The 25,807-nt window shown below is 48.2% G+C and carries 20 protein-coding genes; 18 read left to right on the top strand and 2 right to left on the bottom strand.

The window, feature by feature from the left end:
- Position 1: 1 nt before the first annotated feature.
- From PAEAM_RS16780 to PAEAM_RS16855, 16 genes are all read left to right on the top strand, one after another.
- Positions 2-862: a M56 family metallopeptidase gene (locus PAEAM_RS16780; protein WP_036667841.1), complete on the top strand. Its 861-nt coding sequence runs from the start codon at positions 2-4 to the stop codon at positions 860-862.
- 50 nt (positions 863-912) lie between these two features.
- The gene (locus PAEAM_RS16785) at positions 913-1,326 is read left to right on the top strand and encodes a DoxX family protein (protein ID WP_100528505.1); all 414 of its coding nucleotides are present in this window, start codon (positions 913-915) and stop codon (positions 1,324-1,326) included.
- A gap of 297 nt (positions 1,327-1,623) precedes the next feature.
- The gene (locus PAEAM_RS16790; RefSeq protein WP_100528315.1) at positions 1,624-2,325 is read left to right on the top strand and encodes a pirin family protein; all 702 of its coding nucleotides are present in this window, start codon (positions 1,624-1,626) and stop codon (positions 2,323-2,325) included.
- 44 nt (positions 2,326-2,369) lie between these two features.
- Positions 2,370-2,705 (top strand): hypothetical protein, encoded by a 336-nt coding sequence (locus tag PAEAM_RS16795; RefSeq protein ID WP_036667838.1) that lies wholly within the window; start codon positions 2,370-2,372, stop codon positions 2,703-2,705.
- Between the two features lie 174 nt (positions 2,706-2,879).
- A complete protein-coding gene (locus PAEAM_RS16800; RefSeq protein WP_100528316.1) occupies positions 2,880-4,475 on the top strand; it encodes a spore germination protein in 1,596 nt (531 codons plus the stop codon).
- A gap of 4 nt (positions 4,476-4,479) precedes the next feature.
- A complete protein-coding gene (locus PAEAM_RS16805) occupies positions 4,480-5,679 on the top strand; it encodes a Ger(x)C family spore germination protein (RefSeq protein ID WP_100528317.1) in 1,200 nt (399 codons plus the stop codon).
- The gene (locus PAEAM_RS16810) at positions 5,672-5,893 is read left to right on the top strand and encodes a hypothetical protein (RefSeq protein WP_100528318.1); all 222 of its coding nucleotides are present in this window, start codon (positions 5,672-5,674) and stop codon (positions 5,891-5,893) included. The genes PAEAM_RS16805 and PAEAM_RS16810 overlap by 8 nt, the downstream gene beginning before the upstream one ends.
- A gap of 57 nt (positions 5,894-5,950) precedes the next feature.
- Positions 5,951-7,153, top strand: a complete 1,203-nt coding sequence (locus PAEAM_RS16815) for a GerAB/ArcD/ProY family transporter (protein ID WP_100528319.1) — start codon at positions 5,951-5,953, stop codon at positions 7,151-7,153.
- Between the two features lie 130 nt (positions 7,154-7,283).
- Entirely contained in the window at positions 7,284-8,114 is an 831-nt protein-coding gene (locus PAEAM_RS16820) for a uroporphyrinogen-III synthase (protein ID WP_100528320.1), read from the top strand.
- A gap of 206 nt (positions 8,115-8,320) precedes the next feature.
- Positions 8,321-9,820: a cobyrinic acid a,c-diamide synthase CobB gene (locus PAEAM_RS16825; RefSeq protein ID WP_243391387.1), complete on the top strand. Its 1,500-nt coding sequence runs from the start codon at positions 8,321-8,323 to the stop codon at positions 9,818-9,820.
- A 178-nt stretch (positions 9,821-9,998) separates the two neighbouring features.
- Complete coding sequence (locus tag PAEAM_RS16830) at positions 9,999-10,721, top strand: SDR family oxidoreductase (protein WP_235193706.1); 723 nt, start codon at positions 9,999-10,001, stop codon at positions 10,719-10,721.
- Between the two features lie 43 nt (positions 10,722-10,764).
- Entirely contained in the window at positions 10,765-11,403 is a 639-nt protein-coding gene (locus PAEAM_RS16835) for a ThuA domain-containing protein (protein WP_036667831.1), read from the top strand.
- Positions 11,404-11,475: 72 nt separating this feature from the next.
- The gene (locus tag PAEAM_RS16840; protein WP_036612779.1) at positions 11,476-11,856 is read left to right on the top strand and encodes a phasin family protein; all 381 of its coding nucleotides are present in this window, start codon (positions 11,476-11,478) and stop codon (positions 11,854-11,856) included.
- Positions 11,857-13,527 (top strand): ABC1 kinase family protein, encoded by a 1,671-nt coding sequence (locus tag PAEAM_RS16845; protein WP_036667829.1) that lies wholly within the window; start codon positions 11,857-11,859, stop codon positions 13,525-13,527.
- Positions 13,528-14,045: 518 nt separating this feature from the next.
- Positions 14,046-15,497, top strand: coding sequence for a SulP family inorganic anion transporter (locus PAEAM_RS16850; protein ID WP_100528322.1), 1,452 nt, complete (start codon positions 14,046-14,048; stop codon positions 15,495-15,497).
- Between the two features lie 1,408 nt (positions 15,498-16,905).
- A complete protein-coding gene (locus PAEAM_RS16855) occupies positions 16,906-18,513 on the top strand; it encodes a DEAD/DEAH box helicase (RefSeq protein ID WP_100528323.1) in 1,608 nt (535 codons plus the stop codon).
- A 490-nt stretch (positions 18,514-19,003) separates the two neighbouring features.
- On the opposite strand, the gene PAEAM_RS16860 is transcribed toward PAEAM_RS16855, so the two are convergent.
- Positions 19,004-19,936 carry a hypothetical protein gene (locus PAEAM_RS16860; protein ID WP_100528324.1) on the bottom strand — a complete coding sequence of 311 codons (933 nt, stop codon included), beginning with the start codon at positions 19,934-19,936 and terminating at the stop codon, positions 19,004-19,006.
- Between the two features lie 2 nt (positions 19,937-19,938).
- Positions 19,939-20,082 (bottom strand): hypothetical protein, encoded by a 144-nt coding sequence (locus PAEAM_RS31845; protein WP_164783298.1) that lies wholly within the window; start codon positions 20,080-20,082, stop codon positions 19,939-19,941.
- Between the two features lie 262 nt (positions 20,083-20,344).
- On the opposite strand from PAEAM_RS31845, the gene PAEAM_RS16865 reads away from it, so the two are divergent.
- The gene (locus PAEAM_RS16865) at positions 20,345-22,138 is read left to right on the top strand and encodes a vWA domain-containing protein (protein WP_100528325.1); all 1,794 of its coding nucleotides are present in this window, start codon (positions 20,345-20,347) and stop codon (positions 22,136-22,138) included.
- Positions 22,139-22,417: 279 nt separating this feature from the next.
- Entirely contained in the window at positions 22,418-25,807 is a 3,390-nt protein-coding gene (locus PAEAM_RS16870; protein WP_100528326.1) for a tubulin-like doman-containing protein, read from the top strand.

The raw sequence follows: 25,807 nt of genomic DNA on the forward strand, positions 1-25,807 counted from the left end.
GATGTGGAAGACCCGCTCGAAACTTTTGTTTACCGTCGGGTTTGGCATTCCGTTACTCGTGTTCATGCAGATGTTCATGTACGCGATGTACAAAATTTTTGGCTGGGATATCCCGTTTAACCTGCTCTGGCTCTGCAATCATTGGATGAGTCGACTGGGATGGTTATCTGTGGGACATTTCCTGCTGGCACTGGTATTGCTGACATTTGCGGGAACAGGCTGGTTGTTAATGGTGCGTATGATGAAAACCAGGGCAGCTGTACGTAAGCTTCGCTCCATGGAAGTGCGTGCATTGTCTCGTGAACTGGAGTCCAAGTATCACCATCTCGGACAGCCGGGATTCATTGTGGTGGACAAGCATTCTCCGGTTGCATTTACAATTGGTTTATGGAGACCTTGTATCGTACTTTCCACGGGACTTCTGACGATGCTGGATGCAGAAGAGGAGACTGCAGTTGTGTACCACGAAGTTCATCATCTGTGGCACCGTGACCCACTGAAGACAACACTGTTATCGGTATTTGCAATCATGATGCCGTATATTCCCGTATTGAAGCATACTTCGAAACATTACAATATTGTGAGAGAAATTCTGGCAGACAATGAGGCCATCGAGCGTACAGGCAATGTGGCAGGCATTGGCAGTGCTTTGCTCAAGCTGCTCCGTGCTTGTCCTGAACCTTGGGGGGCCAAAGAACTGACCGTTCAATCCTCATTTGCGGATACGTCGGTGAATGTCCGGATTTCACGTCTGCTGGACCCGGAACAGGACGTGACGTTGAGGTTGCCACGTTATGCTGTTCTGATGTCGGCTACTGTTTTTCTATTGCTGTCTATCTTGTTTGTTTGGTCCATCGGATAGATTAATTGGGCTACATGTGAAGTCGAATATAATGAGGAAGGAAGATGAACATGAATAATAAAAGTGTAGAGATTGGATTACTTTTCTCAAGGATTATGATCGGTTTGATCTTTGTATTGCACGGCTGGAGTAAATTTGAAGGTGGAATCAGCGGTACGGTAGGTTTTTTCGAAAGTATTGGTATTCCCGGATTTCTTGCATCCGTTGTAGCCATCATTGAGTTGGTAGGTGGTGCAGCGATGATTCTGGGTCTGGGAACACGTGTGTTTGCTGCCCTGTTTGCCATCGTGATGGTTGGCGTTCTGTTTACAGCCAAAGTGGGTGAGCCGTTCCTGAGTGGTACCGAGTTAGATTACCTGCTGCTGGCGGGTTCCCTGACACTGCTATTCACAGGAAGCCGCCTCCTGGCCGTGGATTATCTGTTCTCCAGACAGGGGAACGCTCGCCAGAATGTGAGTGCTTGAATTGACTAACGATCGCTAAAAAATAATGAAGTGCAAGATGAGTCCTGTAACGAGGTTCTTTATTGGCCAGGCCGGTTCGGGAATTGATTTGCGAACCGGGCTGATCAGTAGAGAACTTTTTTCGAAATATAGGGAGTTATGTTATTTCACCATCCTTCTCTATATTTCTTCGGAATGAAACACGCTGAGCCGCTAGAGGACGGCGACAGCCGTTTCACCTTGTTTGGACGACATGCCTATGGTTTGTTACAATGAGAATAAGTATGCTACTAAGAAAAAATAAGGAGGATGCATTTTATGATTAACGTCATTCCATCCGATGCCCGCTCCAGCTTCGATCGAGGCTGGCTCCGTGGTAGTCACAGCTTTTCTTTCGGAGAATACCAAGACCCGGAGAATACGGCGTTTGGACCGATGCGGGTAGCGAACGACGATGTGATCGCGCCTGGTCGCGGTTTTGGGGCTCACCCGCATAGTGATATGGAGATTGTATCGATCGTACTGAACGGCAAGTTGCGACATGAAGATAACCTTGGGAATGTAGCCGTTACAGGTTTTGGCGGTATCCAGCGGATGTCAGCAGGCAGTGGCATGATTCATACCGAACATAATGCATCCGATACCGAAGAAGTACGTTTGCTTCAGCTCTGGTTCATGCCACAGACAAAAGGGTTGGAGCCCTCCTATGAGACGACATCATTTGATCCAGCGGCATTGGCAGGAGCACTCGTGCCGATTGTAACCCCAGATGGGGGACCAAGAGTTGCGACCATTCATCAGGATATGACGATCTACCTTGGCCGATTAGCCAAAGACGAAACGTTAACCTTTAATCAGGATGCAGGCCGCCGAATGTACATTTTCTCCATCGAAGGCAAGCTGGGATTGGATGGAGAGTACCTGTTGAACGAAGGCGACACGGCTCGTGTGGAACAGCAAGATTCAATCGAACTGCAAGGAAACGAAGATACGTTCTATATGATTATTGATTTGCCGTAGATGGCTGATGAAATGAACTCCAAGATGAAGGAGGATATACACGTATGGCGCAACAGGAATGGTTTATGGTCAAACATGCGGTGACCGGGCGAGGATTAGCTAATAGCAAAACAGATTCGCTGTCCTATCGGTTCCAACAGGAGGGTACAGGTTTCATATTTACCGTTACGGGTCTGGACGAGCAGATTGTGGAACAGATTATGGAGCTTAGACAGGAACTGAACGTATTTCGATTCGTCCAACGCAAGGATCAGCCCCTTTTGAAACACTGGTACTACGTAGATGGTGAACGGGTAGTATACGACAGGGAGAGTCACACGCTAAGCATCTATGCGAAGTCGGAGATTCGTTATGTGCCTGAAGATTATTTTGCGGATTAACCTATAAGTAACTATAGAACTTGGAACATCCCAGAGGCCTCTGTTAAATACAGAGGCCTTTTTGCTGTCTGAAAACTCAGAGAATTTAATCGTAATTTTGCAAAAAAGACCACATAATTCCCTGCTGTCTGGCACAAGCTACCTTGTATAAAAACAAGAACGGAGGGGCGGCATATGGCAGACAAAACATCTGGGAAAGACAAGTCCCGACAACCGGGACGAGCTTCAGAAGAAAAAAAACATATTCCTTTGGGACTGCCGTCCCCGCCTTTTCTTCGGCAGCCGATTAGTGCAGTACATGAAACTCAGATTAAGGCGGTAAAGGAGATATTCTCCGAATGCTCGGATGTGGTTTTTCGCAACGTCATGATTACGCCTGAAGTGAAAGGACTTCTGGTCTATATTGAAGGCATTGTTAATTCGGCTGATATCCAGGAACACATGCTGCGTCCGATTATTCGAGGGCTGGTGCAGCAGCGAACAGATGAACCTGATGTCCCACTGGATGATACAACCGTTGAGCTAACACAGGTGAAGCGAGTGGATACCTGGGCTGCTGCGACAGAAGGGGTGCTGGCATCCTCTGCCCTTCTGGTGGTCGATGGAAGTAACAAAGCCTGGATGTTCAATGTCAAAGGTGGCGTCAGACGTGGTGTGGAGGAACCGCAGACAGAATCCGTCATTCGGGGACCGCGGGAGGGATTTACCGAAACGCTCCGTGTGAATACGGCCTTATTGCGGTTCAAGCTGAAAACACCTGCGCTCAAGATGGTGAGTATGACCCTTGGAACAGACACCAAGACAGATATTGTATTGACCTACCTGGAAGGTATTGCCGATCCAAAAACGATTCAAGATGTCAAGAAACGTCTGGAAAAAATCAATATTGATGGCATCCTGGAGACGGGTTATATCGAGGAATTGATTGAAGATCATCCGTATTCCCCTTTTCCTCAGATGCACTACTCGGAGCGGCCGGATACCGTTGCAGGCAATCTGTTGGAGGGACGCTTTTCCATTATGGTAGATGGAACCCCCTTTGCGCTGATTGCTCCAGTCACGATGTGGCAGATGCTGCAAGCCAGCGAGGATTATTACGAGCGATTCTTTATCAGTAATCTGTTGCGCTGGATTCGCTTTTTGTTCGTAGCCATTGCGTTATTTCTGCCAGCCCTATACATCGCTATTACGACATTTCATCAGGACATGCTGCCAACCACATTGATACTGAGTATCGCGGGGGCACGGGAAGCTATTCCTTTTCCGGCACTGGTCGAAGCTCTCATCATGGAGCTATCGTTCGAAGCTCTCCGGGAAGCGGGGGTCAGGTTACCCAAGACAGTGGGTCAGGCTGTCAGTATCCTCGGTGCACTCGTGATCGGACAGGCCGCAGTTCAAGCGGGGATTGTATCCGCACCGATGGTTATTATCGTATCCATGACAGGAATAGCTTCCTTCACGATCCCGCGATTTAACTTCGCGATTACGGTGCGTCTGCTCCGATTTCCGATCATGTTACTGGCAGGTATGCTTGGATTATACGGCATCGTCATCGGCTTGGTCCTGATCTCGGTCCATCTGACACAGATGACTTCGTTCGGTGTCCCATATCTCTCTGGTCTTAGCCCGTACAGTAAAACAGATACCAAAGACATTCTCATTCGTGTGCCATGGTGGAAAATGATTAATCGTCCTTCTACGGTACATCGGGATCAGAAACGGATGACCGAAAAGATCAACGGTTCCCCTGAAGCTGAGGAAGGGTGGTGAACCCATGCAGTTCATATATAAGTACCGGGCAGTGATAGCACTGTTGTTATGTACCACTTTTATTTCAGGTTGCTGGGATCGTAAGGAGATTAATGATGTTGCCTTTGTGATTGGTATTGCTGTTGATAAGGAGGGGGACAATTACAGATCCAGTCTTCAGATTGCTCTGCCGGGACAATCCGGTTCTTCCGGTAGTGAGGGAGGCGGAGGCGGCACGAGTGGGGATAAATCCTGGTTCATGTTATCCAATACAGCCAAATCATTGCATGGTACGTCTATTGAAGGTCAAAAGGAACTCTCACGAACAATCTATTATGCGCATCGCCGTACGATGCTTATTGGTGAGGAGCTTGCCCGGGATGGCGTGGCCTCCATGCTTGATCTGTTTACGCGGTATCCGCTGAACCGATTCTCTGCATTGCCAGTGGTCACAAAAGGTGCAGCATATGAGGTCATGGATACGGATGCACCTATAGAGAAGTTTCCATCCGAGATGGTGCGGGAACTGTGCTTCCTCAATATGCGTAATCCACGTTCACTTAAAACGTTTATAGATGCCATTCTGAGTGAAGGTGTCGATCCATTCCTGCCGGTCGCTTCGAAAGTGAGCAATGTTCCAAAAGGGTGGAAGGACGCCAAAACAAACATCAAGCTGGATGGGTTGGCCATTTTCAAGAAAGATAAGCTGGTTGGCATGATCGACAAAGCTCCAGCCGATGCGCTCATTCTTGCTATGGGCGAGGCCAATGCGCCGGAGATTATGGTTAAAGCTCCTGGCGGAGATGGAAATATGTTCATCAAGTTGAACGAGAACAACGCTTCACTACATCCCAGTATCAAGGCTGACAAGGTCACCGTGAATATTGAATTATATGCCAAGGGAGTTCTCGTAGATAACGAATCCAATTATGGTGACCGGCGTGAGAATGAGATTCTGAAGTTACATGAAGCTATTCACGAGAAAATAAAATTGGATATCGAGGAAGGTGTCCGATTGGTCCAGGGAAAATACCATGCGGACATCCTTGGAATTGGTCGATCCATTCATCAACATCTGCCGGCCAAGTGGGACACGATGAAGGATCGTTGGGATGACATATACCCTGAAGTTGAGGTGACGGTTACCCCCCATGTCCTTATTGAAAACGTTGGGGTGAGTAATAAACCAATCGGCGTTGTAGAGGAGGAAGTTGTACATGATTAAACCACTCTTATTTACCTACCTGGCCATGGCAATCGTGGTCATCTTGATGGATTTCAGACATTTGAAACAGGCAGCTGCCATTAATCGCTGGCTATCCTATAGTTTGATAGCAGTAGGTACAGGCATTTGGTTCTATGTCACTAATCTAAGCAAAACCTTATTTGTGTCGGTATGGATAAGCCACGTTATCCAGCGTTTACTGCCACTGCCCTAGGTTTATGGACAGGACGCATTAAGTTTGCGGGATCACGAGAGGGAAAGGAGGTATATCATGAATCAGAGAGTGACACACCGTCAGATGATCCTGCTCGTGCTGCTGCTCAGTGTTTCAGGTACGTTAATTCAGCCACACGCGCAAGCTATCTACTATGCGGAACAACATGCTTATCTCTCGTATATACCTGTAGTCGTAGTGATGCTTGCATCCATGTGGATGTTGAGCCGGGTTCAGCGGCGATTTCCTGAGAAGGATCTGTTTGAGTCGCTCATCGGAAGATTCCCCTTACTGGGAAGATTAATGGCGTTTCTGTACATTATGTTTTTTTTCTTTGTGTTTGCAAGAGATATTCGGTTAACAGGTGACTATATCAGTATCACATTGCTGGAGACAACACCGATCTCTATCATTGTAATGTCACTGATGATTATGGGCGTTTTTATCGTTCGGGGCGGACTGGGCTCCTTGATTGGAATGACGGAATTGTACGTCACTTTGTTCCTGTTGAACTCGGTAATTGTACCTTTCATGCTCATTCAACAAGTCGACATGGACAACCTGATGCCGTATTTTCATGTCGATGTTGCAGGCGTAGGTAAAGGGAGTTGGTACATATTTTCATTTTATGGCGAGATGATTGCATTGCCCTTTGTAATCAAGGGTAGTGATTTTCGTTTTAAGTCTGCCCTGGGGGGAATTATCCTCTCGGCACTGCTCATGATGCTGATTGTTGTGGAAACCATCACTTCTATTGGCGTTCCGATTGCTTCAAGACTGGTATACCCTTCCTACGAGCTTGCAAGACAGCTGCAAATTAGTGACTTTCTGGACCGGTTTGACTTGGCACTGGCAGCAGCGACTTTGCCTACGATGATCACGAAGATTGCTTTTGACCTGTACTTTGTCTGCTGGGGATTGAAGCGAATGATTCCGAACGTATCGGGGAAGGTATTGACAGGCCCGATTGCCCTCGTCGGATTTGTCTGTGCATTCTGGTTCTTCCGAAATGCCATTCAGCTCAATCGTTTTACTCGGGAATGGACATGGATCGCCATTGTATTTGAAGTGATGTTCCCTATCGTGCTGTTTCTTTTCCTTCGTCCTCGCAAAAAGGATAAAAAAGAATCTACCCAACAGAGATCGGGAGAACAGTCAAAGAAAGAGAAACATGAGCCGGAACAAAAATCGGCTGATTCGGAAAAGGACGGAGAGAAAAGACGGAAAGATTCTCATGGCGGAGAACTCCAGCCTTCCTGATACATCCCATCAAAAATCCTTATAGATGAACGGGCAAAAAGAGGGAAAGCACAGTTTCCCTTCACAGAAGTACCCTGTATACTGTAGTCAGACTGATGAACATTCGGCTGAACTAACGGGGGGAACATGAATGGCTCAACATTTGGCAGGTGTGCGTGTAGCATTGACAGGACCACGAAAATCGAAAGAAATGTCCATACTGGTTGAAAAAATGGGTGGAATCCCGCTTGTGCGACCGGCACAGGGGACCGTATTCCTGGATGATCGGAGTATCAGGGATGGGCTGGTATCCTGGATCTCAGACCCGCCAGATTGGGCGGTATTAACGACGGGTATGGGATTGGATGCATTGTTTGAAATGGCTGAGGATATGGAAGTGGCAGGCCAATTGTTGGATGTATTATCAGAATCCTCAATTGCGGCAAGGGGATACAAGACGGTGAATGCGCTCAAAAAGCGCAAGCTAACACCGCTGGTACGAGATGATGACGGTAGCACGGACGGGCTCATCCGAGAATTCACCCCACATGATCTCGCAGGGAAAAAGGTTATGTTGCAGCTTCATGGGGAGACAGCTCCCAAACTCGTTGCATGGTTGGAAGAACAAGGTGCCATCGTCAGACAAGTGCTTCCTTACCGCCATGTACCGCCAGAAGAGGCAGAACTGGAACAGTTATTGAATGAAATTCTAAAGTTCGAGGTAGATGCTGTTGCGTTCACAAGTGGACCGCAGGTTAGATTTCTGACGCAATATGCGGCTTCCCAGGACAAGCTTGAGCCGTTGCTTGCAGCCTTCAGACAAGGTGTAATTCCTGCGTCTGTAGGTAAAGTTACAGCAAACTCTATGCGTGAAGAAGGCATTGAGGCACTGGTCATTCCGGAGGAAGAGAAGATGGGAGCACTCATCGTTGAGCTTGGGCGTTACTTTGCAGCAGGGCGTGCGGCCAAGATTAGAGATTAGTGGCCTGCTTTTAGATCAGTTCGACAAAAAGCTTTTGGCGTCGCTTCATGAATAAAAAGTGTGCATTAATCTTAACCGCATCGCTATATGATGCGGTTTTGTTTAGATTATAGAATTTATACGTTACAACTAAAACACGAATGTACATCCTTGATAGTGCTTCGATCAGAGGCTTTTGTTATCTCGAAGAAAAGGTGGAAATGACGATGACCATTTCAATCCGTAACGCCAGACCCCGACTGATCATTGCAGGCACCGGAAGTGGTGCAGGGAAAACGACAGTAACCTTAGGGCTAATGAGAGCACTCGCTCAGCGTGGCTTGAGTGTACAAGGGTTCAAATGCGGCCCGGACTATATTGATCCGACATATCATACCGCCGTCACGGGCAGACCGTCACGTAATCTGGATGCATGGATGACATCGCCTGAGTATGTGAGAGATACGTTCGAGAAGGCATCGGCGGGGCATGATATTTCTATTATAGAAGGCGTTATGGGCCTCTACGATGGCAAAGATCCGCTCAGCAATACAGGCTCAACTGCAGAGATTGCTCTAGTGACCCAGACTCCTGTGATCCTGGTTGTGGACGTACGCAGCATGGCTCGCAGTGCGGCCGCGATTGTACTGGGTTTTCAACAGCTGGAGCCTGAATTACATATTGCCGGAGTGATCGTCAACCGGTGTGGAAGTGCGGGCCATTATACCATTGTGAAAAAAGCCATTGAGCAGATGTGCGACATTCCTGTGGTTGGCTGGCTGAAGCGGGATGAAGACATGTCCATCCCCGAGAGACATCTGGGGCTGGTACCTGCCATTGAGCGCGGTGAACTGGAGCCATTATTTCAGCGGGCTGCCGATGTGCTGATGGAAGGCACCGATCTGGATCTTCTGCTGGATCTGGCGACAAGCGCCCCGCCTTTGAATACAGAAGAATTGAGTCCTGCGACTACTGCCCACGCTGATTCGGCTAATGCTGAATCTGGCTCGAATTACGATCTACATTCCAATTCAGTGATCCACGTTAATAATCGACATGTATCATATGTGATGCAGCCTGTCATTGCCGTTGCGCGCGATGCCGCATTTAATTTCTATTATCCCGATAATCTGGAATTGCTCGAAGCGGCCGGGGCACGATTACAATACTTCAGTCCGCTCGCTGGTGAAGGTATTCCAACAGATGTGGATGGCATCTATTTGGGTGGAGGATTTCCTGAAGAATTTGCAGCAGAGATTGCCGGTAACCAAGGGTTCTTGGAAGGGCTTCGACAGGCAGCACAATCCAACATGCCTTTATTTGCCGAGTGTGGTGGTTACATGGTACTTGGAGAAACGTTGACCGACCGTGAGGGTATCACCTTCGATATGGCGGGCATTATCCCCGCACAGGTGCAGATGCAGAAGAAGCGCGCTGCGCTTGGCTACCGTGAAGCAAGTAGCGTTCGGGATTCCTTTTTGCTGAAAAAGGGTGAAGTACTTCGGGGTCATGAATTTCATTATTCGACAATGACCTATCGTGATGAAGAAACGATTCCTTATGCGTATGAGACCAAGGGGATGCGTGGCTTGAAGCAAGAGGGATATGCCGCAGGCAACATCGTGGCGGGGTATACGCACGTTCATCTGGGCTCTTATCCGGCAGCTGCTCGAAGATGGGTGGAACATTGTTTAGCCTATCGGCAGGAGCGAGATATGCAGAGATAATAACAGCTATTTATAGCTCAAATAGATAGCTGAATTCAATAAGCAAAATGGCTCTAATCTCGCTTTTACCTCCTGAGTCTTTGGTCGTGAAGTTGGCAATCCTATTCTGAATTAAAGGTTTTCAGATGAATATGTGGAATGAATAAAAGACAGAATCATTATGCGAGGGAGGGACATCATGATGAGAACCGTATGTGTAACGGGAGCTGCTCGGGGATTGGGATTGGCTTTGACGGCACAGATGCTGAAGAGAGGGTATCTTGTGTATGCGGCCGGTCTGGACGTGGAAGATTCCGAGGGAATTCGTATGCTTGCAGAAGGATATCCTGACCATCTGCGCGCCATCGAACTGGATATCGCGGACGACCTGTCGGTAGCTCTGTTCACGGAGACATTGAAGCTGGATACGAATCATTTGGATATGCTGATCAATAATGCGGCTATACTAGGAAGTATTACGGACCATATCCGCGGGCCGTTGAATATGGCGGAGATGGCTGAAGTATTTAATGTGAACACCTTAGGTACACTGCGTGTGACTCATTCCCTGTTGCCCCTCCTTCTTCAAGGACAGGTCAAGCTGATTGTTGATATCTCTTCCGAGGCTGGAAGTATAGAGCAATGCAGTCGGGATGGGTGGTATGCCTATTGTATGTCCAAAGCTGCTTTGAACATGCAGGCCCGTCTTGTGCACAATGGTCTGAAGGATGAAGGCGGACAAGTGATGCTTGTGCATCCCGGTTGGGTACAGAGTTATATGAGGGGCGAATTGGATGTTGCTGCGGATCTCACGCCCGAGCAATCTGCACAGCATATCGCAGTACTTATCGACCGCCATGAACAGTTTAAAGGAGATCAGCCCGCATATGTGGACTACAAGGGAGAGAAGCTCCCCTGGTAGTTGGTTTTATACAGTGAGGTGAACAAGAAAGGAGATTAATTGAATGGATCATCGTAAAAAAGCATTATTACTTGGCGATTATACACATCCGGATTGGCACCCGCTTCAGGGGGTGGATGCGGAGATTAGCCGAATTTTCCATGATACTATGACAGTGCAGTGCAGTGAGAATCGGAATATGCTACTGCAAGAAAATATAACCGGGTTTGATGTATGTATCTCATACATGGACGATTGGAAGGGGAAAGTCTCTCCACAGCAGACAGCAGGTTTGTTGTCCTATGTAAGTAATGGAGGTGGACTGGTCATTATACATAACGGCATTTCGCTCCAAAATCGTTATGAGCTCAAACAGATGATCGGTGCCAAGTTCCTGCATCATCCGGCGTATGCACCGCTTGAATTCACTGTAACGGCGGAAAGCCATCCCGTGACGGAGGGCATTTCGAATTTCACAATGGAAGAAGAGCCGTATCAGTTCGAATTTGGTTCTTTTGCCGAAACGAAGATATTGCTTGAATATCAATCCGAAGAAGGACCAAAACCTGCGGTTTGGGCTCATCGATATGGTGTTGGGCGTATTGTTTATCTGATGCCGGGTCACCATGTGCCGTCTTTTGCACACGAAACGTACCGGAAGTTACTTCTGCAAGCAGGCAAATGGGCTGCGCGTTACGTCTGATCGGACTGACATTTTTGCATGCAGAGTATAAGGGGTATAATATAGAGATCAACGAAGAGGAGGATGACAAAAATGAGCGATTTGTTCAAAAAGGCGATCTCGTTAGGGCTTGGTCTTACTGTCGTAAGCAAAGAAAAAATTGAGAAAACCGTGGATGATTTGGTCAAGCGCGGGGAACTTGCGCCCGGTGAATCCAAAGCTTTGGTTGAACGTCTGCTGGAACGGGGCGATGAAGAACAAGGCCAGTTCAAGAGAGTGATTCAAGAACAGGTCAAGCGTGTGCTTCAGGAAGCTGGTGTGGCATCCGAAAGTGATGTAACCAGTCTGGAACAGCGCGTTGCCGTTCTGGAGAAAAAACTTGCCGAACTGGGCCACTCACCACAGCTTCAACCTGATGAATCCCCAGCTCCACTTGAAGTTCCTCCTCCTCTCAAAGGAAACGAGATCGAGTAGATGGCAGTGCGAATCAAACATGTCGGCAGATACCGTGAAATTGCCATGGCGCTAGTGCGTCATGGCTTCGGTTATATGGTCGAGGAGCTGGGCTTGTTCCAGCTGCTGGCTCTGCCCAGACGGTGGATGTCGCGTGAAGCACACACCACCAAAACGCTGAGTGAACGCATCAGGCTTGTGCTGCAGGAGCTGGGGCCAGCTTTCGTCAAGCTGGGGCAACTCGCAAGCACAAGGGCAGATCTGTTGCCTGAGTCTGTCATTCGTGAGCTGGTGAAGTTGCAGGATCAGGTCCCGCCGTTCTCTTCCGAGACGGCACGGGGTATTTTGGAACAGGAATTGGATACACCGCTGGAGGAGATCTTTTCCCGGTTCGAGGATACCCCTGTAGCTGCGGCCAGCATTGGACAGGTGCATCTGGGCAAACTTCAAAGCGGTGAATCGGTAGCCATCAAGATTCAGCGGCCGGGCATATCGCGTATTGTGCAGCGTGACCTGGATATTTTGCGTGAGCTGACAGCCATGGCCGAGAAGCGCTGGGACTGGGTGAAGCAATATCAGATTCCGCAAATGGTCGAAGAATACGCTCAGGCGTTGATGGCCGAGCTGGATTATACAGTCGAAGGCCGCAATACGGAAAAGATTGCACAGCAGTACCAACAGGACAACAAGGTCAAAATCCCGGCAATTTACTGGGATCAGACTTCGTCCCGTGTGCTCACTATGGAGTATATCGAAGGTATCAAGCTCAATGATCGTGAAGAACTGGTCAGACGCGGTCATGATCTGAATAACATTGCCGAGCGGCTGGTGGATTCATTATTAAATCAGATCTTTATTCAGGGTTTCTTTCATGCTGACCCACATCCGGGCAATCTGATGGTATTAAAGGATGGACGTCTTGCTTTTATAGACTTCGGTATGGTGGGCAGTCTGAGTGATGAGATGAAACAACAGCTCGCTTCACTTATTATTGGGTTAATGCGCAAAGATACGGACAGTATGATCCGGGCGATTGAGAAGCTCGGCATGATGCCAGATGACATGGACCTGCGTGGTCTTCATGTGGATTTGGACAAGTTGCGTACCAAATATTACGATATTCCCTTTTCCAAGATCAGTGTGGGTCAGGCATTGAATGACTTGTTCGGCGTAGCTCAGAGGCACCGGGTTGTCATGCCTGCGGATATTCTACTGCTTGGTAAATCGTTGCTGACGATGGAAGGTGTAATCGAACATCTCGATCCTTCATTGAGCATTGTAGATATGGCCGAACCCTTTGGGCGGAAGCTGATCAAGGAACGTTTTAGCGCAGGAAGAATCAAGAATCGCTTGTTCCGCAGTGCGGCTGATATGGCCGAGAGTGTCATTGGTCTGCCAGGGCAGTTAAGGCAGTTATCATCCATCATTAGCAAAGGTAAGCTGAGGCTGGAGATCAGTGTCCCTGAACTCGATGCACTCATGCGTAGAATGGACCAGATTAGTAATCGGCTGTCTTTCAGTATCGTGTTACTCGCCTTCTGTATCATTATGGTGGGATTGATTATCGGTTCGTCGATCAGTCATCAGTCCACGATGCTGTGGGATATTCCGGTCATTGAGATTGGTTTCCTGGTGGCGATTCTGATGGTGGCTTTCCTGCTCTATTCGATATTCAAATCGGGAAGGTTCTAGCAACAGCATTACATCACAAGAATACCCGTAAAGAGACTTTCTCCAAAGGATCTTTGCGGGTTATTTTTTGTGAATAGAGAATTGGTGAGTAAATTATAGAAAGATTAAGATAATAGAAGAAAAGGTTCTGTTTTTTCGCCTTAACTGTATTAGTACATATCCGGTCCTGTGACTATAATAATAGGTCAGTACATTAACGGACCCGGTTTTTCTGAGAGGGGAAAACCTATTGGCATCAGGATCAGCTCCTGATGTCGCACGAGTAAGACAACTGAGGCAGTAATGGAACACCAGCGGTACACACTGGAACGGAAAAGACATGAGTGCATATTAACCCTTCAAAGCAATATGGATGGTAAATAATGATGCAACTCAGGGATGAGCATAGGTGAATGACGCGGAGAGGAATCCGTTGTTTTGTGCTGTCCTGGGTAGATGGTTAGTGTGAACGGCTTCCGTTACTGTTCAGCGGGATTGTCCATTATAAGGAATACACGTAGGAGGAACGGCAAGAACATATGAATACTTTAAAACAACAATGGTTTGGCAACATTCGCGGAGACGTGCTGGCAGGCATTACGGTAGCGCTGGCGTTAATTCCGGAAGCCATTGCGTTCTCCATCATTGCAGGTGTTGATCCGATGGTCGGATTATACGCTTCGATTACGATTGCGATTGTGATCTCGATTGCTGGTGGAAGACCAGGCATGATCTCGGCGGCAACAGGTGCCATGGCGGTACTGATGGTTGGACTCGTCAAGGATTATGGCGTGGAATATCTTTTTGCAGCGACGATATTGACGGGCATTATCCAGTTTCTACTGGGCATATTTAGGGTTGGACGGTTTATTACGTTTGTGCCTCATTCGGTACTGACCGGATTTGTTAACGCACTGGCTATACTCATCTTTATGGCGCAGTTAACCCACTTCACGGGAGCGAACTGGATTATGTATGCGATGGTAGCGGGCACGCTGGCGATCGTTTATATTTTGCCACGGTTTTTCAAAGGTGTTCCAGCTCCACTGATTGCAATCGTCGTAATGACGATTATTACCGTGGTGTTCCATCTGGACGTAAGAACGGTAGGCAATATGGGAAATATAACGAGCACTCTGCCGATGTTCCACTTGCCAAATATTGCGTGGACTTGGGACACGCTGATGATTCTGCTACCTTATTCATTCACCATGGCACTGGTTGGATTGCTCGAATCTCTGCTGACGGCAACCATCGTGGATGAGATGACCGAGACCAAGAGCAGCAAGAACCGTGAAGTACGTGGTCAGGGTATTGCAAATTTTGTGAACGGTTTGTTTGGCGGCATGGGCGGCTGTGCGATGATTGGGCAGTCGGTCATTAATGTGAAGTCTGGCGGACGTGGAAGATTATCTACGTTTACTGCGGGTGCGTTTCTCGCGATCCTGTTGTTGCTGTTTAGCGGTGTGGTGAAACAGGTACCGATGGGGGCACTCGTCGGTGTGATGTTTATGGTGTGTATCGGGACATTCGACTGGAGTTCAATCAAAAATATAACTCGCGTGCCGCGGGCGGAAGCCTTTGTCATGATCGTGACGGTGGCGATTGTGGTCTATACCCACGATCTGTCGATCGGGGTTATGGTCGGCGTTGTGCTCAGTGTGCTGCATTTTGGCTGGAAACAGACCAAGATTCGCGTACAGACGAGCCAGGAACAAGGGCAGAAAGTATATCGGGTTCACGGACCATTCTTCTTTGGTTCTTCGTCCCGCTTTGTGGATGAGTTCGATGCAGAGGCCGATCCGAAGGAAATCACGATTGATTTCGGAGGGTCACATATCTGGGATAATACCGCGGTTGTGGCTATCGGCAAAGTGAAGTTCAAATACGCGAAGCTGGGCAAAACCGTGCACCTGCGCGGGTTAAACGAGGAAAGCTCTCGTATTCTTGAACGGAGTGGATTTGCGACAGCAGGCGGGCACGGTTCGTAACTTGGTTGCAACGAAGGTTGTTGTCCAAAGGTGCAATGTCTGACTATAGTTACGCGGACAAGGTGAAAAATGAACAGTTTAGTAAATCTGGAATTAAGGATCTAAACAAGTAATAAAGTTATGAAGGCAACTGTCCTAAAGTAGTGTTGAGCAGACATGTGACATCCCTATGTAGTAGATAACATAAAAAGATACTTTTTATCAGCGGCGCACTTTTTCCCAATGTAAGTTGGGGAGAGGGCGTCGTTGTTTTTTTTATTAGAGTGTGTGGTGTGTACAGTGAAGAAGAGAAAAGAAAAAGAACGAAGAAGAAGTAGTAGTAGTTCTATTGGTGGTAGTGGTAGTTCTAGTAGAAGTGGTAGTTGGAGTAGCAGTTGTAGTATTAGTTCTAGTAGAAGTATAGGTAGTGCTGGTTGTTGTTGTTAGTTCTAGTATTTGTAGTTGGTGTTCTGGTCCTAGTAAATGTTGTTATTACTGTAGCCGATGTTATTGTGCTCAAGCTTGTTCCTTCAGTGTGTGTAAACTCTAACGAACCTGGCACGTCTTATATGGGGGTATTTCATGTTTTCGTTATTTTAACGAATCTCAGACATCTTATTTTGCTGATTCCACATATACTGATGCCGTTTCGCAGGTATTTTCGAGTAATAAGGTGACTGGAGTTCGTTAGAAAATCCAAACGGCTTTAATTGTCGTAATAGGGTGTCCTGGATTCGTTAGGATTAGTGGTACATAGGAGGTTTCATCGTAAGAGCTATTTTCGAACCGCGAGAAATCTTGAATCTTGATCTCAATGTACGGAGTTATGTAAGGTACCTTTCAATTCCTGATACTTTCGCAAGATCGCTTCCTTTTGATCTGTTTAGGATGAACTTCACAACAATTTATAGAATCATAGCAGCTATCTCAATCTTAACGATATCTCTAAACTATCCAAGGATTATGAACATAACGATCCAATACATCTTTCTCAAGGAGTGCCATCAGACACTGTAGCCCGCTATAACCTCCGCCTGACCATGTGCAGTTCAATCCTCAACCCCATTCTACAGAGTCAGGGTCATACTTCGGGCTAGCGCTTTAGCTTACTCCACTCATCATCATTCTCAGAGGGGCTCCTATAGTTACTCTCAAAACCATCCCCAAACTCACTTGGTCGATACAAGTTACGCTGATCTTGGAATTTTCTGCTACAAGTTGGGGGTGTAACGCTGTATCCCCTTTTGTTTTGCTTGACTAACGTGTAAACTACAGGGTATGGAGAAGAAGAGCAACGAGTGGATTGCTTTTTAAAAAATTCATTTCATAATCATGATTGATATAAGGAAAACTAGTCTTGATGGCAGATACTGATACAGAAGTCATTATGAAATGGACTTATCTAAATGAATATACAGAGGTGTAACGATTGGCAAACTTTGAACAACTGGGCATTCGCCCGGAATGGTGCGAGATCCTGAAACATCAGGGCATCGCCGTGCCGACTCCGGTACAGGAGCGTTCGATTCCGGTACTGCTGGGTGGACGCGATATTATCGCTGAGGCACAGACAGGCACAGGGAAAACGCTGGCATTTTTGCTGCCGATTATTCAGAAAATTAACGTATCCGACCGTTCGCCACAAGCGCTGATTATCGCGCCTACGCGTGAGCTTGCGCTGCAAATTACGGAAGAAGCGAAGAAGCTTACTGCTAACGACGATAAACTGCACGTGCTTGCCGTATACGGCGGGCAGGATGTGGACAAGCAACTGCGTAAATTGCAGAACGGTACCCAGATCGTTATTGGTACACCGGGTCGTCTGCTGGATCACCTGCGCCGTGGCACGTTGAAGCTGGATAATGTGAAAAAACTGGTACTGGATGAAGCCGACCAAATGCTGCACATGGGCTTCCTGGACGATGTGGAGACGATTCTTAGCGAGCTGCCACATAAACGTCAGACAATGCTGTTCTCAGCAACGATGCCTAAGGGCATTCGCAACCTGGCGAAGACCTACATGAAAGATCCGGAAGATGTAAAAGTGTCTTCCCAATCTGTTATCCCGATCAAACAAATTCGCCAGCAAGTGCTGGAATGCACGGATCGTGGTAAATTAGAAGCACTTCGCGGCATGATTGATACGTATCGCCCATACTTGGCGATTATTTTCTGTCGGACCAAGCGTCGTGCATCCAAGCTGAACCAAGATCTGCGTGAAGCAGGTTATGCAAGTGATGAACTTCATGGAGATCTGTCCCAATCCAAGCGTGAGAACGTAATGAAAGCGTTCCGCGATGCCAAACTGCAGGTGCTCGTTGCTACAGATGTAGCTGCACGTGGACTTGATGTTGAAGGCGTTACGCATGTATTTAACTACGATATGCCGCATGATGCGGAAAGTTATATTCACCGGATTGGTCGTACGGGCCGTGCAGGCGGTACAGGTCTTGCTGTAACGTTTGCAACAGAGCACGACAGACCGGAACTTGCACGTATTGAGCAAGGTATCGACCAGAAGCTGTCCCGTATCCAGTGGACAAGCGAAGGTCCAATTGCTTCGACTGGAGCAGCTAGACGTTCCATCAACAGTCAAGGGGATGACGAACGTTCAGGCGGACGCTCTTCCGGAACTGGCAGTGCCCGTCGCGGTGCAGGCCGTAACGATCGCAGAGATGGCGGACGTGGGGGGCGTGGTTCCCGCGGTGGCGAAGGTGGCCGCAGTGAAGGCGGACGCAGTGGTGGTCGTAGCGGTGGCCGCAGCAGCGACAGCAGTCGTGGTGCAGCGGGTCAAGGTGGACGCGGTGCGGGTCGCAGTGGTGACGAGCGCAGCGCAGGTCGTGGTTCCGCGCGTAGCAGCGACAGCAGTCGCGGAGCAGCGGGCCAAAGCGGACGCGGTGCAGCTAGCAGCGGCTGGGCTGGCCGCAGTGCCGACAAGCGCACCTCCGGGCGCAGCAGCGAAGGCTCTCGCCGTCCGGAATCCGCAGGACGCGGACCGGCGAAGGGTGACCGTCGCGATTCTCGTCGCGGACGGTAAAGCCTTGGCGCAAGCGGCGATGTAGCCGCAATTGCGTAGGCACCATGCCATGCCACAGGGATTGGCATGGCACATATGAGAGGGTTCGGGTACAGTTGTACCGAACCCTCAGATCAAGGGTCGCGACGGAACCACGTCGCGGCCCTTTTTCACCAGGGCAGATGATCATTTGCGCTTATTGTTTTTGTCATCTGCGAGTACCTGTTTGCGCACCTGCTTCATTGCATGGAAGATGCCTTTTAGGTATTCCCCATCTAGTTTTTCTTTTTTCGTGTACTGCTCATAGCACTTGGCAGACTGCCATAAAATTCAAAACACCTCATCCTAGACCTAAGGATGGGGTGTTTTTGGATTAATTCTTATATCATTAGAAGCATAACCTTCCATCTGTGGTGCTGACGCGCATGCAGGGGTGGACAAAATTGCATTCGTCTATATACAGGGAGTGAGTTTGCACTAAACTACGTTTTTCTTTCTCAATATATCATCCCTACAGCTGAACATCTGCGTATTGATCCCGATATTTCTCGTTATACACCCGACCTACCGACTCTGCCAATCCCCCTCGTGCCTTGCTCGGATAGCGTTCAATCGTGTGATAAAGTCTCATGAAGCGATCCTTGGGCATAAAGCGGGCGTAGCGGGTAATAAGACTAGGGAATAACTCAATATATTTGCTCTTGCGCACGGCAGCAGCAGCTACGGCTGTAAGTATCTGAATTCCATTGTGGAGCTGTAAAATGTTCACTTCATAGGTTGCGATATAACGAATCGCATCTTCACGGATCAAATCCGGCTTAAGCCGAGCAATCTCACCAATATATTCAGCCAGCAGCCGTTCGAAGCTGCGTAAGAGCAAGGGCTTGAGCTGCAGATCCATATCACTGCGTAGGACAAAGGATTGTAACAGCGCAACCTGTTGCAGTCGAATCCGGTCATTGTAGACGAGTGAGCCGATCTCGCGGAGCATCTCATAGGCAAGTGCTTCATCCTGTTTTCGAGCTTCGGCGACCAGAGCCCAATTGCGGTTAATACCCTGGCGGATGAGTTCCTCATCCTGTTGTAACGTGCGCTTCAACTCGCGCTGCTGCTCTACCTCGAATGAACGTTTCTGCATGAAGATCAGTAAGGCCAGAAGCAACAGGGAAACGCTGGCTGCCGCCATGGTCTGATCTATGGTCTCACCGAAATAGGTAGCAGCTACACCGAACAATGTCGTAATGAACAAGTCGCGTGCAATCCGGCGTTTTACACGGGAAGTTGCCTTCGCTTGAACGGAATTGAGGGTACCCCGGCCACAGGCCGTGCACTCCTCTTCCCACAGGCAGGTGTACTGTCCACAACGTGAGCAGACTTGCAACTTTTCATAGGCATAGGTCGTTCGATGAAATGGTCTTATGGATACAACTAGTTTAGTACTCATGCTCAATCACGCTCACCATTCAGAATAGTGTAGAGGGTACGATCCGTGTCTTCCCGGGAGACCGGTTTCCGTCGATGAAGCTGGAGTGCAAAACCCTTTATAATGACAAAAAGAAACAATATGGCGAGGCATCCGTATGTAACCATAATCCGTTCCCTTCTATGGCTTGGTGAACAAGCGCTGTTATATTGCAGTTTGCTGGCAATAACTATATCATATTTCCATAGTTGGTACTTTTGTGCCAGTTGAAGGCATGAAATCGTCGATTTTTGTCAGTCATTACAAAACTGTAACTCAAGATAGGGGTGCTTTTCAGAATTTGTTAGTAGACTGTTAAGATTTCCTTAAGGCTTGACGCCTATAATAAACTATTCCCATTTTAATCTCAAACGTGAAGGAGTACACCCAATGCTGCGGACACGCAAAATACGCTGGCTTAGTGGAACGATGGTTCTGCTGACAATTCTAACGCTACTGTTACCTCAAGCGTTGCTGCCACAAGCTGCAGCGGCTCAGGCACAGACAAGCGGAATCGATGCGGTACTTGTAGCCGATGTAAGTAACTCAATGAATACAAGTGACCGTGACAAGATCAGTAATGAAGCCATGAAAATGTTTATTGATATGCTGCCCGTCCAGGGGGACAAGGTAGGAATTGTCGCTTATACCGATCAGGTGGAGCGGGAAAAGGCTATGCTGGAGATTCAGTCCGATGCGGACAAGAGCAACCTGAAGGATTTTATAGATCAGCTCGGCCGGGGGCCATATACCGATGTCTCAGTTGGTGTCGCCGAAGCCGTGAACATACTGAATCATGGTGCAGACCCATCCCACTCGCCAATGATCGTGCTGCTGGCGGATGGCAACAATGACTTTAACAAAACCAAAGGCCGTACACAGGCACAATCTGATGCTGACCTGGAAAAAGCCGTGAAGGAAGCACAGGATCAGGGTATTCCGGTGTATACGATTGGATTGAACGCCGATGGCAAGCTGAACAAGAATGCACTTGCAGACCTGGCTCAGCAGACTGGAGGTAAATCATTCATTACCGATACGCCGGATGATCTGCCACAGATTCTGAGTGAAATCTTCGCCGATCATGCCAAACTGAATGTGGTGAAGCTGCCCTCTGTAACGGGAAACGGCAGTTATCAGGAAGTTACCGTGAATGTACCGAATGACAGTGTATTGGAAGCAAACATTTCGATCATGTCCTCGAAGCCGGTGGAAGTACAATTGACTGACCCTTCCGGACAAGCCGTGGATCTAAACTCAGACGCAGCAAAGCTCTCAACGTCGAAGAGTTATTCACTCGTGAAGCTGTTGAAACCCCAAGAAGGAGACTGGAAACTTCGGGTAAAAGGGGCTCCGAAAGACAGCATCGATATCAACCTGTTGTTCAACTATGATCTTCAGCTCGTTGTGGACCCAATTAAGACCAAGTCCTATACCAAAGGGGATAAGGTTGATCTTGCAGCCAAACTGGAGAATGGAGGTCAGCCGCTTCAGGATAATGACCTGTATAAGGATATGAAGGCGACGCTGGTTGTGAAAGATGTAGATACAGGTAAAAGCGAGGAACAACCGCTGGAAAACACAGGTTCTGGTTTTGCCGGAACGTTTGAAGTACCAGACAATCATAACTATGAATTAGTCATCCGTGCGGAAGAAGACAGCTTCTACCGTGAAAGTGAGCCAATCACGATCAACGCGAGTGGATCAGCCGGAAGTGGATCTCAACCAACAACGTCAGGCGGTGAACAGGACAAGCCGTTTCCTTGGTTACCTGTCATCCTGGGTGTTATAGCTCTGATTGTGGTCGGTGTTGGTGCCTGGTTCTTGATGGGCTGGCTGAAACGCAAAAACCAGGGATTTGTAGGTCAGATGGTTGTGGAGATTCGTGATGAGAACACGGGAGACAAGTCATATCCACAATATAAAAAGCTGGTATCCTTCCGCGGTAGATTTCATCTGCATCAGTTGTTGCAACTGGACCCTGAGCTGAAGGAAACCGAAAAATACGTATTTACGCCCAGCAATGGGGATCGAATTATAATCCGTAACACCGCAGGCGGTACGCTGGAGAAATCCGGTCGTGCAGTCGATGCAAGCTCAGGCGTTGAACTGAAGAACGGTGACCGACTGAGCATCCCGCTGCAACAGGCGGACAAAACGATTTTAATTGAGTATCTGGTGTAAGTTGATTGTTTGGTTTAAAAGGAATGCAAATTTAAGTTGGATATAATTGTTTACACGAGAACGGAGAGGACAGAGAAAACCTGAAGAAGCGAAGCGTTCGCCTAAAAGCTTTCTGAAAGAAAGCTACATCGGAAGCATACGCTATCCTCAGATTTTTCCCTTTAGAAAAGGGAACCAAAAAAATCTGAGGATAACAGCGATCGGAAGGTTACTCTGTCATCGGAGTGGCAAGTGTAATGAGTTTGTGCCCAACTGGTCTAACTAAAGGGAGGACATGGAATGAAACCGATTGTTAGAGAACATATTCAGCAACTGGATGTATCACTTGGCGGAGGTATTGTCAGTGAGAAGATCAGAGTTGATACGATTGATAATCCCATTCTGATTATTGGTCTGGGAGGAACGGGAATTGATGCGCTGCTGCGCCTTAAATATCAGATCAACCGTCGTTTCAAGCTGCCACAGGACCCGGTATCCAAGAAAAAAATGGACAAGCCGGACAATGTGGAGTTTCTGGCTTTTGAGACAAACGAACAGGATCGTGCCAAAAAGTATAAAGGGATCGGACTTGATCCGATCAATGAATTCGTATTGCTGTCCAATGCTGAGATTGGCGGACTTCTACAGAACCGCAGCGTGCTTGAACCGTATATTACGGACTGGCTGTCTCCCGAACTGAGCATTACGGACGGCATGAACGGCGCCGCAGGGGTGCGTCAGGCTGGACGTCTGCTCCTGTTCACCAAGATTAATCAGGTCGTACAGGCTATCGACAAAAAGATCAAAACCTTATCCGTAGGCACCAACAAAAAACTGATGGTGTTCCTGCTGACAGGTCTGTCCGGCGGTACAGGCAGCGGCTGTTTCCTCGATATTTCCTATATCGTGCGCGGCATTATCGAACGTGATCACGGCTCTGCCGGGATTGACCGCGTGAATACGCTGGGATATCTGTTCACGCCAGATGTGAACCTGTCCAACAAAAGCTTGAGTGAACACACTCGCGAATACATTCGCAAGAACGGATATGCTGCGCTCAAAGAGCTGGATTACTGGATGAACGTGGATAGCCGCGGTGAGCGATTTACTCAGAAGTACGGCAATATTTTAACAGTTAACTCACCACTGCCTCCATTTAACCTGTGTCATCTAATCTCTGCGACGAATACCGAAGGCAAATTGCTGGAGAACGCCTACGATTACTGCATGAACGTCACGGCCGAGAACATTACCAACTTCATGGCAAGTGAGGAGAAGCAGTCAGGTGAGGAGTTTGCGATCCATGACTATATCAGCAACATTCGCACCAACATTGCACAGATGAACAAGGTGTACCCGGCTAACTATGATTACAACATCATCGGTGCATCTTCGGCTGTCCTGCCGATTGAAGAGATGACCACTTATCTGGCGTATCGCATGTTCGATAAAATGAACACCATGTTCTCCAAAGCACCAAACCAGGAGGATACCGAGAAGTTTGCCCGCAAGCTGGGTATTGATCTCGAAAGTGTGGTCAAGTCCTTTGAAGCGCGCGTGCCAGAGCCACTGCCTGGGTATCAGAACAGCGAGCGTTTATCCTATGGCAACGTGGTGAAATCACAGGTCGTGAACATGGATACCGAGCTGGAGCAGAACTTCCTGGCTCGTGCTCGTGAAGAATATATCAAGGCGAAGAAACAACTGCCTGGTGAGATTGCGGGTCAGTTCACCGAACAGATCCGGCGTATGTTTTTGCATCCCGAACAAGGTCCGTTTTATGTCTCTCGTCTGATTTATACGGAAAAAGGTTTCTGTGTACTGAAGATGATTCAGTCGTACATCGAAACGCTGCGTGAGAATGCCTTCCGCATTCCGCGTGATATTGAAGCAGCTCAGGAGCAGTCCGAAGAGAAACTGGGCGATGCGAAGAGTGCTTTTGTCTCCAAAGAGAAGAAAAAGAATGCTTATATTGAAGCAAAAATTCATGAGTACTGGCTGCACGCCGACGTGGAACGCAACGATCAGATGATCGAGTTCTATGAAGATCTGTATGAGTTGCTGAACCAGGAGAACAGCCGCATTTATAACGTATTTACCGAAACGCTGAATGCCCTTAGCTCGATATTCACGAAGAACGGTGACCTGCTGACACGTGGCGAAGAACAAGCCGATCACAAAGGCAACAAAACATATTACTGGAACGTTGTAAGTGTACCGGATATCGTCAGTGTGGTGGACGGGCTGTTGGATAAGCGTGATACAGATGATCTGATCCGTGACTTCTCTCGTGAATTGCTGGAAAACTCCAGCCAATGGGTGAAAGAAAACGAGATTGATATCGTCAGCTCCATCTCCGACTTCCTGAGTGAGAAATTCGGTGATCTGATTACCCGTTCCATGGAAGATTTCCTGGTAATCAAATATGGTCAGGATGAGTCGGTTGAGAAATTCGTGGAACGTTTCATTGCTGGCAAGCTGGATGATGAGGCCGTTCCGGTGTTTAATCTGAGCAACAGTACGGGCAGTCTGCATTTCCCTTCATGGGGATTTGTATCGGTGCCGGCACAGGCGCCAGGCATTCTGAAAGGGATTCGCAATTATCAGAACAATGCGGTGGGCAAATCTCATTTTACTGTCAAGGAAAGTGAAGTTCGTAACCGGATATTCTGGCTGAACACCCGCAACGGGGTACCACTCTTTGTCTATACACCGCTCAAAGTATATGAGGAAAGTTATGAACGTACCATTTTGGACAAAGAAGGCATCGGTCGTCACTTGGTGCAAACGGAGAAAAACAACTGGACCTATCTGCCGTCTCCGATTCCGGAGAAATCATGGGGAGATGTGTACGAGAACGCCCGCGTGAAGCAGTATAACGCCCGTGTGCGTAACGAATTTGAGCAGGCACTCGGATACAATATCGTGACAGCCAAATCGATTGATGAGAATACAAGCAATCGGTATGCGATTGTGACAACAGAAGCGTTTGATTTGTCTGCCAAACTGGGAGCCTACGACATGCGTCTCACGTCCACCACGCCGAACCTCGGCGAAGTGAAGCGGGCGGTGATCGAGCTAAAACGTCTGCAATCCGAAGGGTTGCCACGTGTGGGAGTTAAGGATATTTTCGGCAGTATTAATGAAGATATGGCCAAAGAAAACCTGGTACGCTCTCCGCAGCTGATCGCGCGCGTACGTGAGGAACTGGCGAAGATGAATGCCATCTCGGCAAAAGTCGCCGAACTCGAAGGCATTCTTGCCCAGTACCAGGACGAAGAGCAGTGGTATGACCGCTTCATCGAAGCGTTATATACTGACACCATCGTCAAAAAAGGTGCGCTCTACGTCTATGACCGTGACCCGGAAGAAGACGCATGGGAGCCGTTCGCAAACTTGATGAAGAGCCGTAACTTTGCCGAGTATGAAGTGTTTGGCAACTTCCGCGGTCTGGCGGAGAAGGATCGCAGTACATTGTTGCGCAAAGCCTCCCGCCGCGATAACGATCTTACAGCTTCTGAGGATATCACCCCACTGCTGACAAAGCTGGATGATCTGGCTGCGCTGTTCATGGAATCGCGCGATCGTCTCGAATACGAGCGGGTAGAACTGGCTAACGGAGAAGACATCTATCAGTTCTACAGAACGATGTCGTCCAAGCTGAACGACATTCGCAGAAGGCTGAAGTAA

Origin of the sequence: Paenibacillus sp. GM1FR, from assembly GCF_002803315.1 — a bacterium.
Taxonomy (GTDB): Bacteria; Bacillota; Bacilli; order Paenibacillales; family Paenibacillaceae; genus Paenibacillus; species Paenibacillus amylolyticus.

Excerpts from the sequence above, each read along its gene's own strand:
- PAEAM_RS16850 (WP_100528322.1), top strand. The coding sequence starts at position 14,046 with ATGAATACTTTAAAACAACAATGGTTTGGCAACATTCGCGGAGACGTG.
- PAEAM_RS16825 (WP_243391387.1), top strand. The coding sequence starts at position 8,321 with ATGACCATTTCAATCCGTAACGCCAGACCCCGACTGATCATTGCAGGC.
- PAEAM_RS16790 (WP_100528315.1), top strand. The coding sequence starts at position 1,624 with ATGATTAACGTCATTCCATCCGATGCCCGCTCCAGCTTCGATCGAGGC.
- PAEAM_RS16845 (WP_036667829.1), top strand. The coding sequence starts at position 11,857 with ATGGCAGTGCGAATCAAACATGTCGGCAGATACCGTGAAATTGCCATG.
- PAEAM_RS16795 (WP_036667838.1), top strand. The coding sequence starts at position 2,370 with ATGGCGCAACAGGAATGGTTTATGGTCAAACATGCGGTGACCGGGCGA.
- PAEAM_RS16830 (WP_235193706.1), top strand. The coding sequence starts at position 9,999 with ATGATGAGAACCGTATGTGTAACGGGAGCTGCTCGGGGATTGGGATTG.
- PAEAM_RS16780 (WP_036667841.1), top strand. The coding sequence starts at position 2 with ATGTGGAAGACCCGCTCGAAACTTTTGTTTACCGTCGGGTTTGGCATT.
- PAEAM_RS16870 (WP_100528326.1), top strand. The coding sequence starts at position 22,418 with ATGAAACCGATTGTTAGAGAACATATTCAGCAACTGGATGTATCACTT.
- PAEAM_RS31845 (WP_164783298.1), bottom strand. The coding sequence starts at position 20,082 with ATGGTTACATACGGATGCCTCGCCATATTGTTTCTTTTTGTCATTATA.
- PAEAM_RS16835 (WP_036667831.1), top strand. The coding sequence starts at position 10,765 with ATGGATCATCGTAAAAAAGCATTATTACTTGGCGATTATACACATCCG.
- PAEAM_RS16785 (WP_100528505.1), top strand. The coding sequence starts at position 913 with ATGAATAATAAAAGTGTAGAGATTGGATTACTTTTCTCAAGGATTATG.
- PAEAM_RS16810 (WP_100528318.1), top strand. The coding sequence starts at position 5,672 with ATGATTAAACCACTCTTATTTACCTACCTGGCCATGGCAATCGTGGTC.
- PAEAM_RS16820 (WP_100528320.1), top strand. The coding sequence starts at position 7,284 with ATGGCTCAACATTTGGCAGGTGTGCGTGTAGCATTGACAGGACCACGA.
- PAEAM_RS16805 (WP_100528317.1), top strand. The coding sequence starts at position 4,480 with ATGCAGTTCATATATAAGTACCGGGCAGTGATAGCACTGTTGTTATGT.
- PAEAM_RS16815 (WP_100528319.1), top strand. The coding sequence starts at position 5,951 with ATGAATCAGAGAGTGACACACCGTCAGATGATCCTGCTCGTGCTGCTG.
- PAEAM_RS16840 (WP_036612779.1), top strand. The coding sequence starts at position 11,476 with ATGAGCGATTTGTTCAAAAAGGCGATCTCGTTAGGGCTTGGTCTTACT.
- PAEAM_RS16860 (WP_100528324.1), bottom strand. The coding sequence starts at position 19,936 with ATGAGTACTAAACTAGTTGTATCCATAAGACCATTTCATCGAACGACC.
- PAEAM_RS16800 (WP_100528316.1), top strand. The coding sequence starts at position 2,880 with ATGGCAGACAAAACATCTGGGAAAGACAAGTCCCGACAACCGGGACGA.
- PAEAM_RS16865 (WP_100528325.1), top strand. The coding sequence starts at position 20,345 with ATGCTGCGGACACGCAAAATACGCTGGCTTAGTGGAACGATGGTTCTG.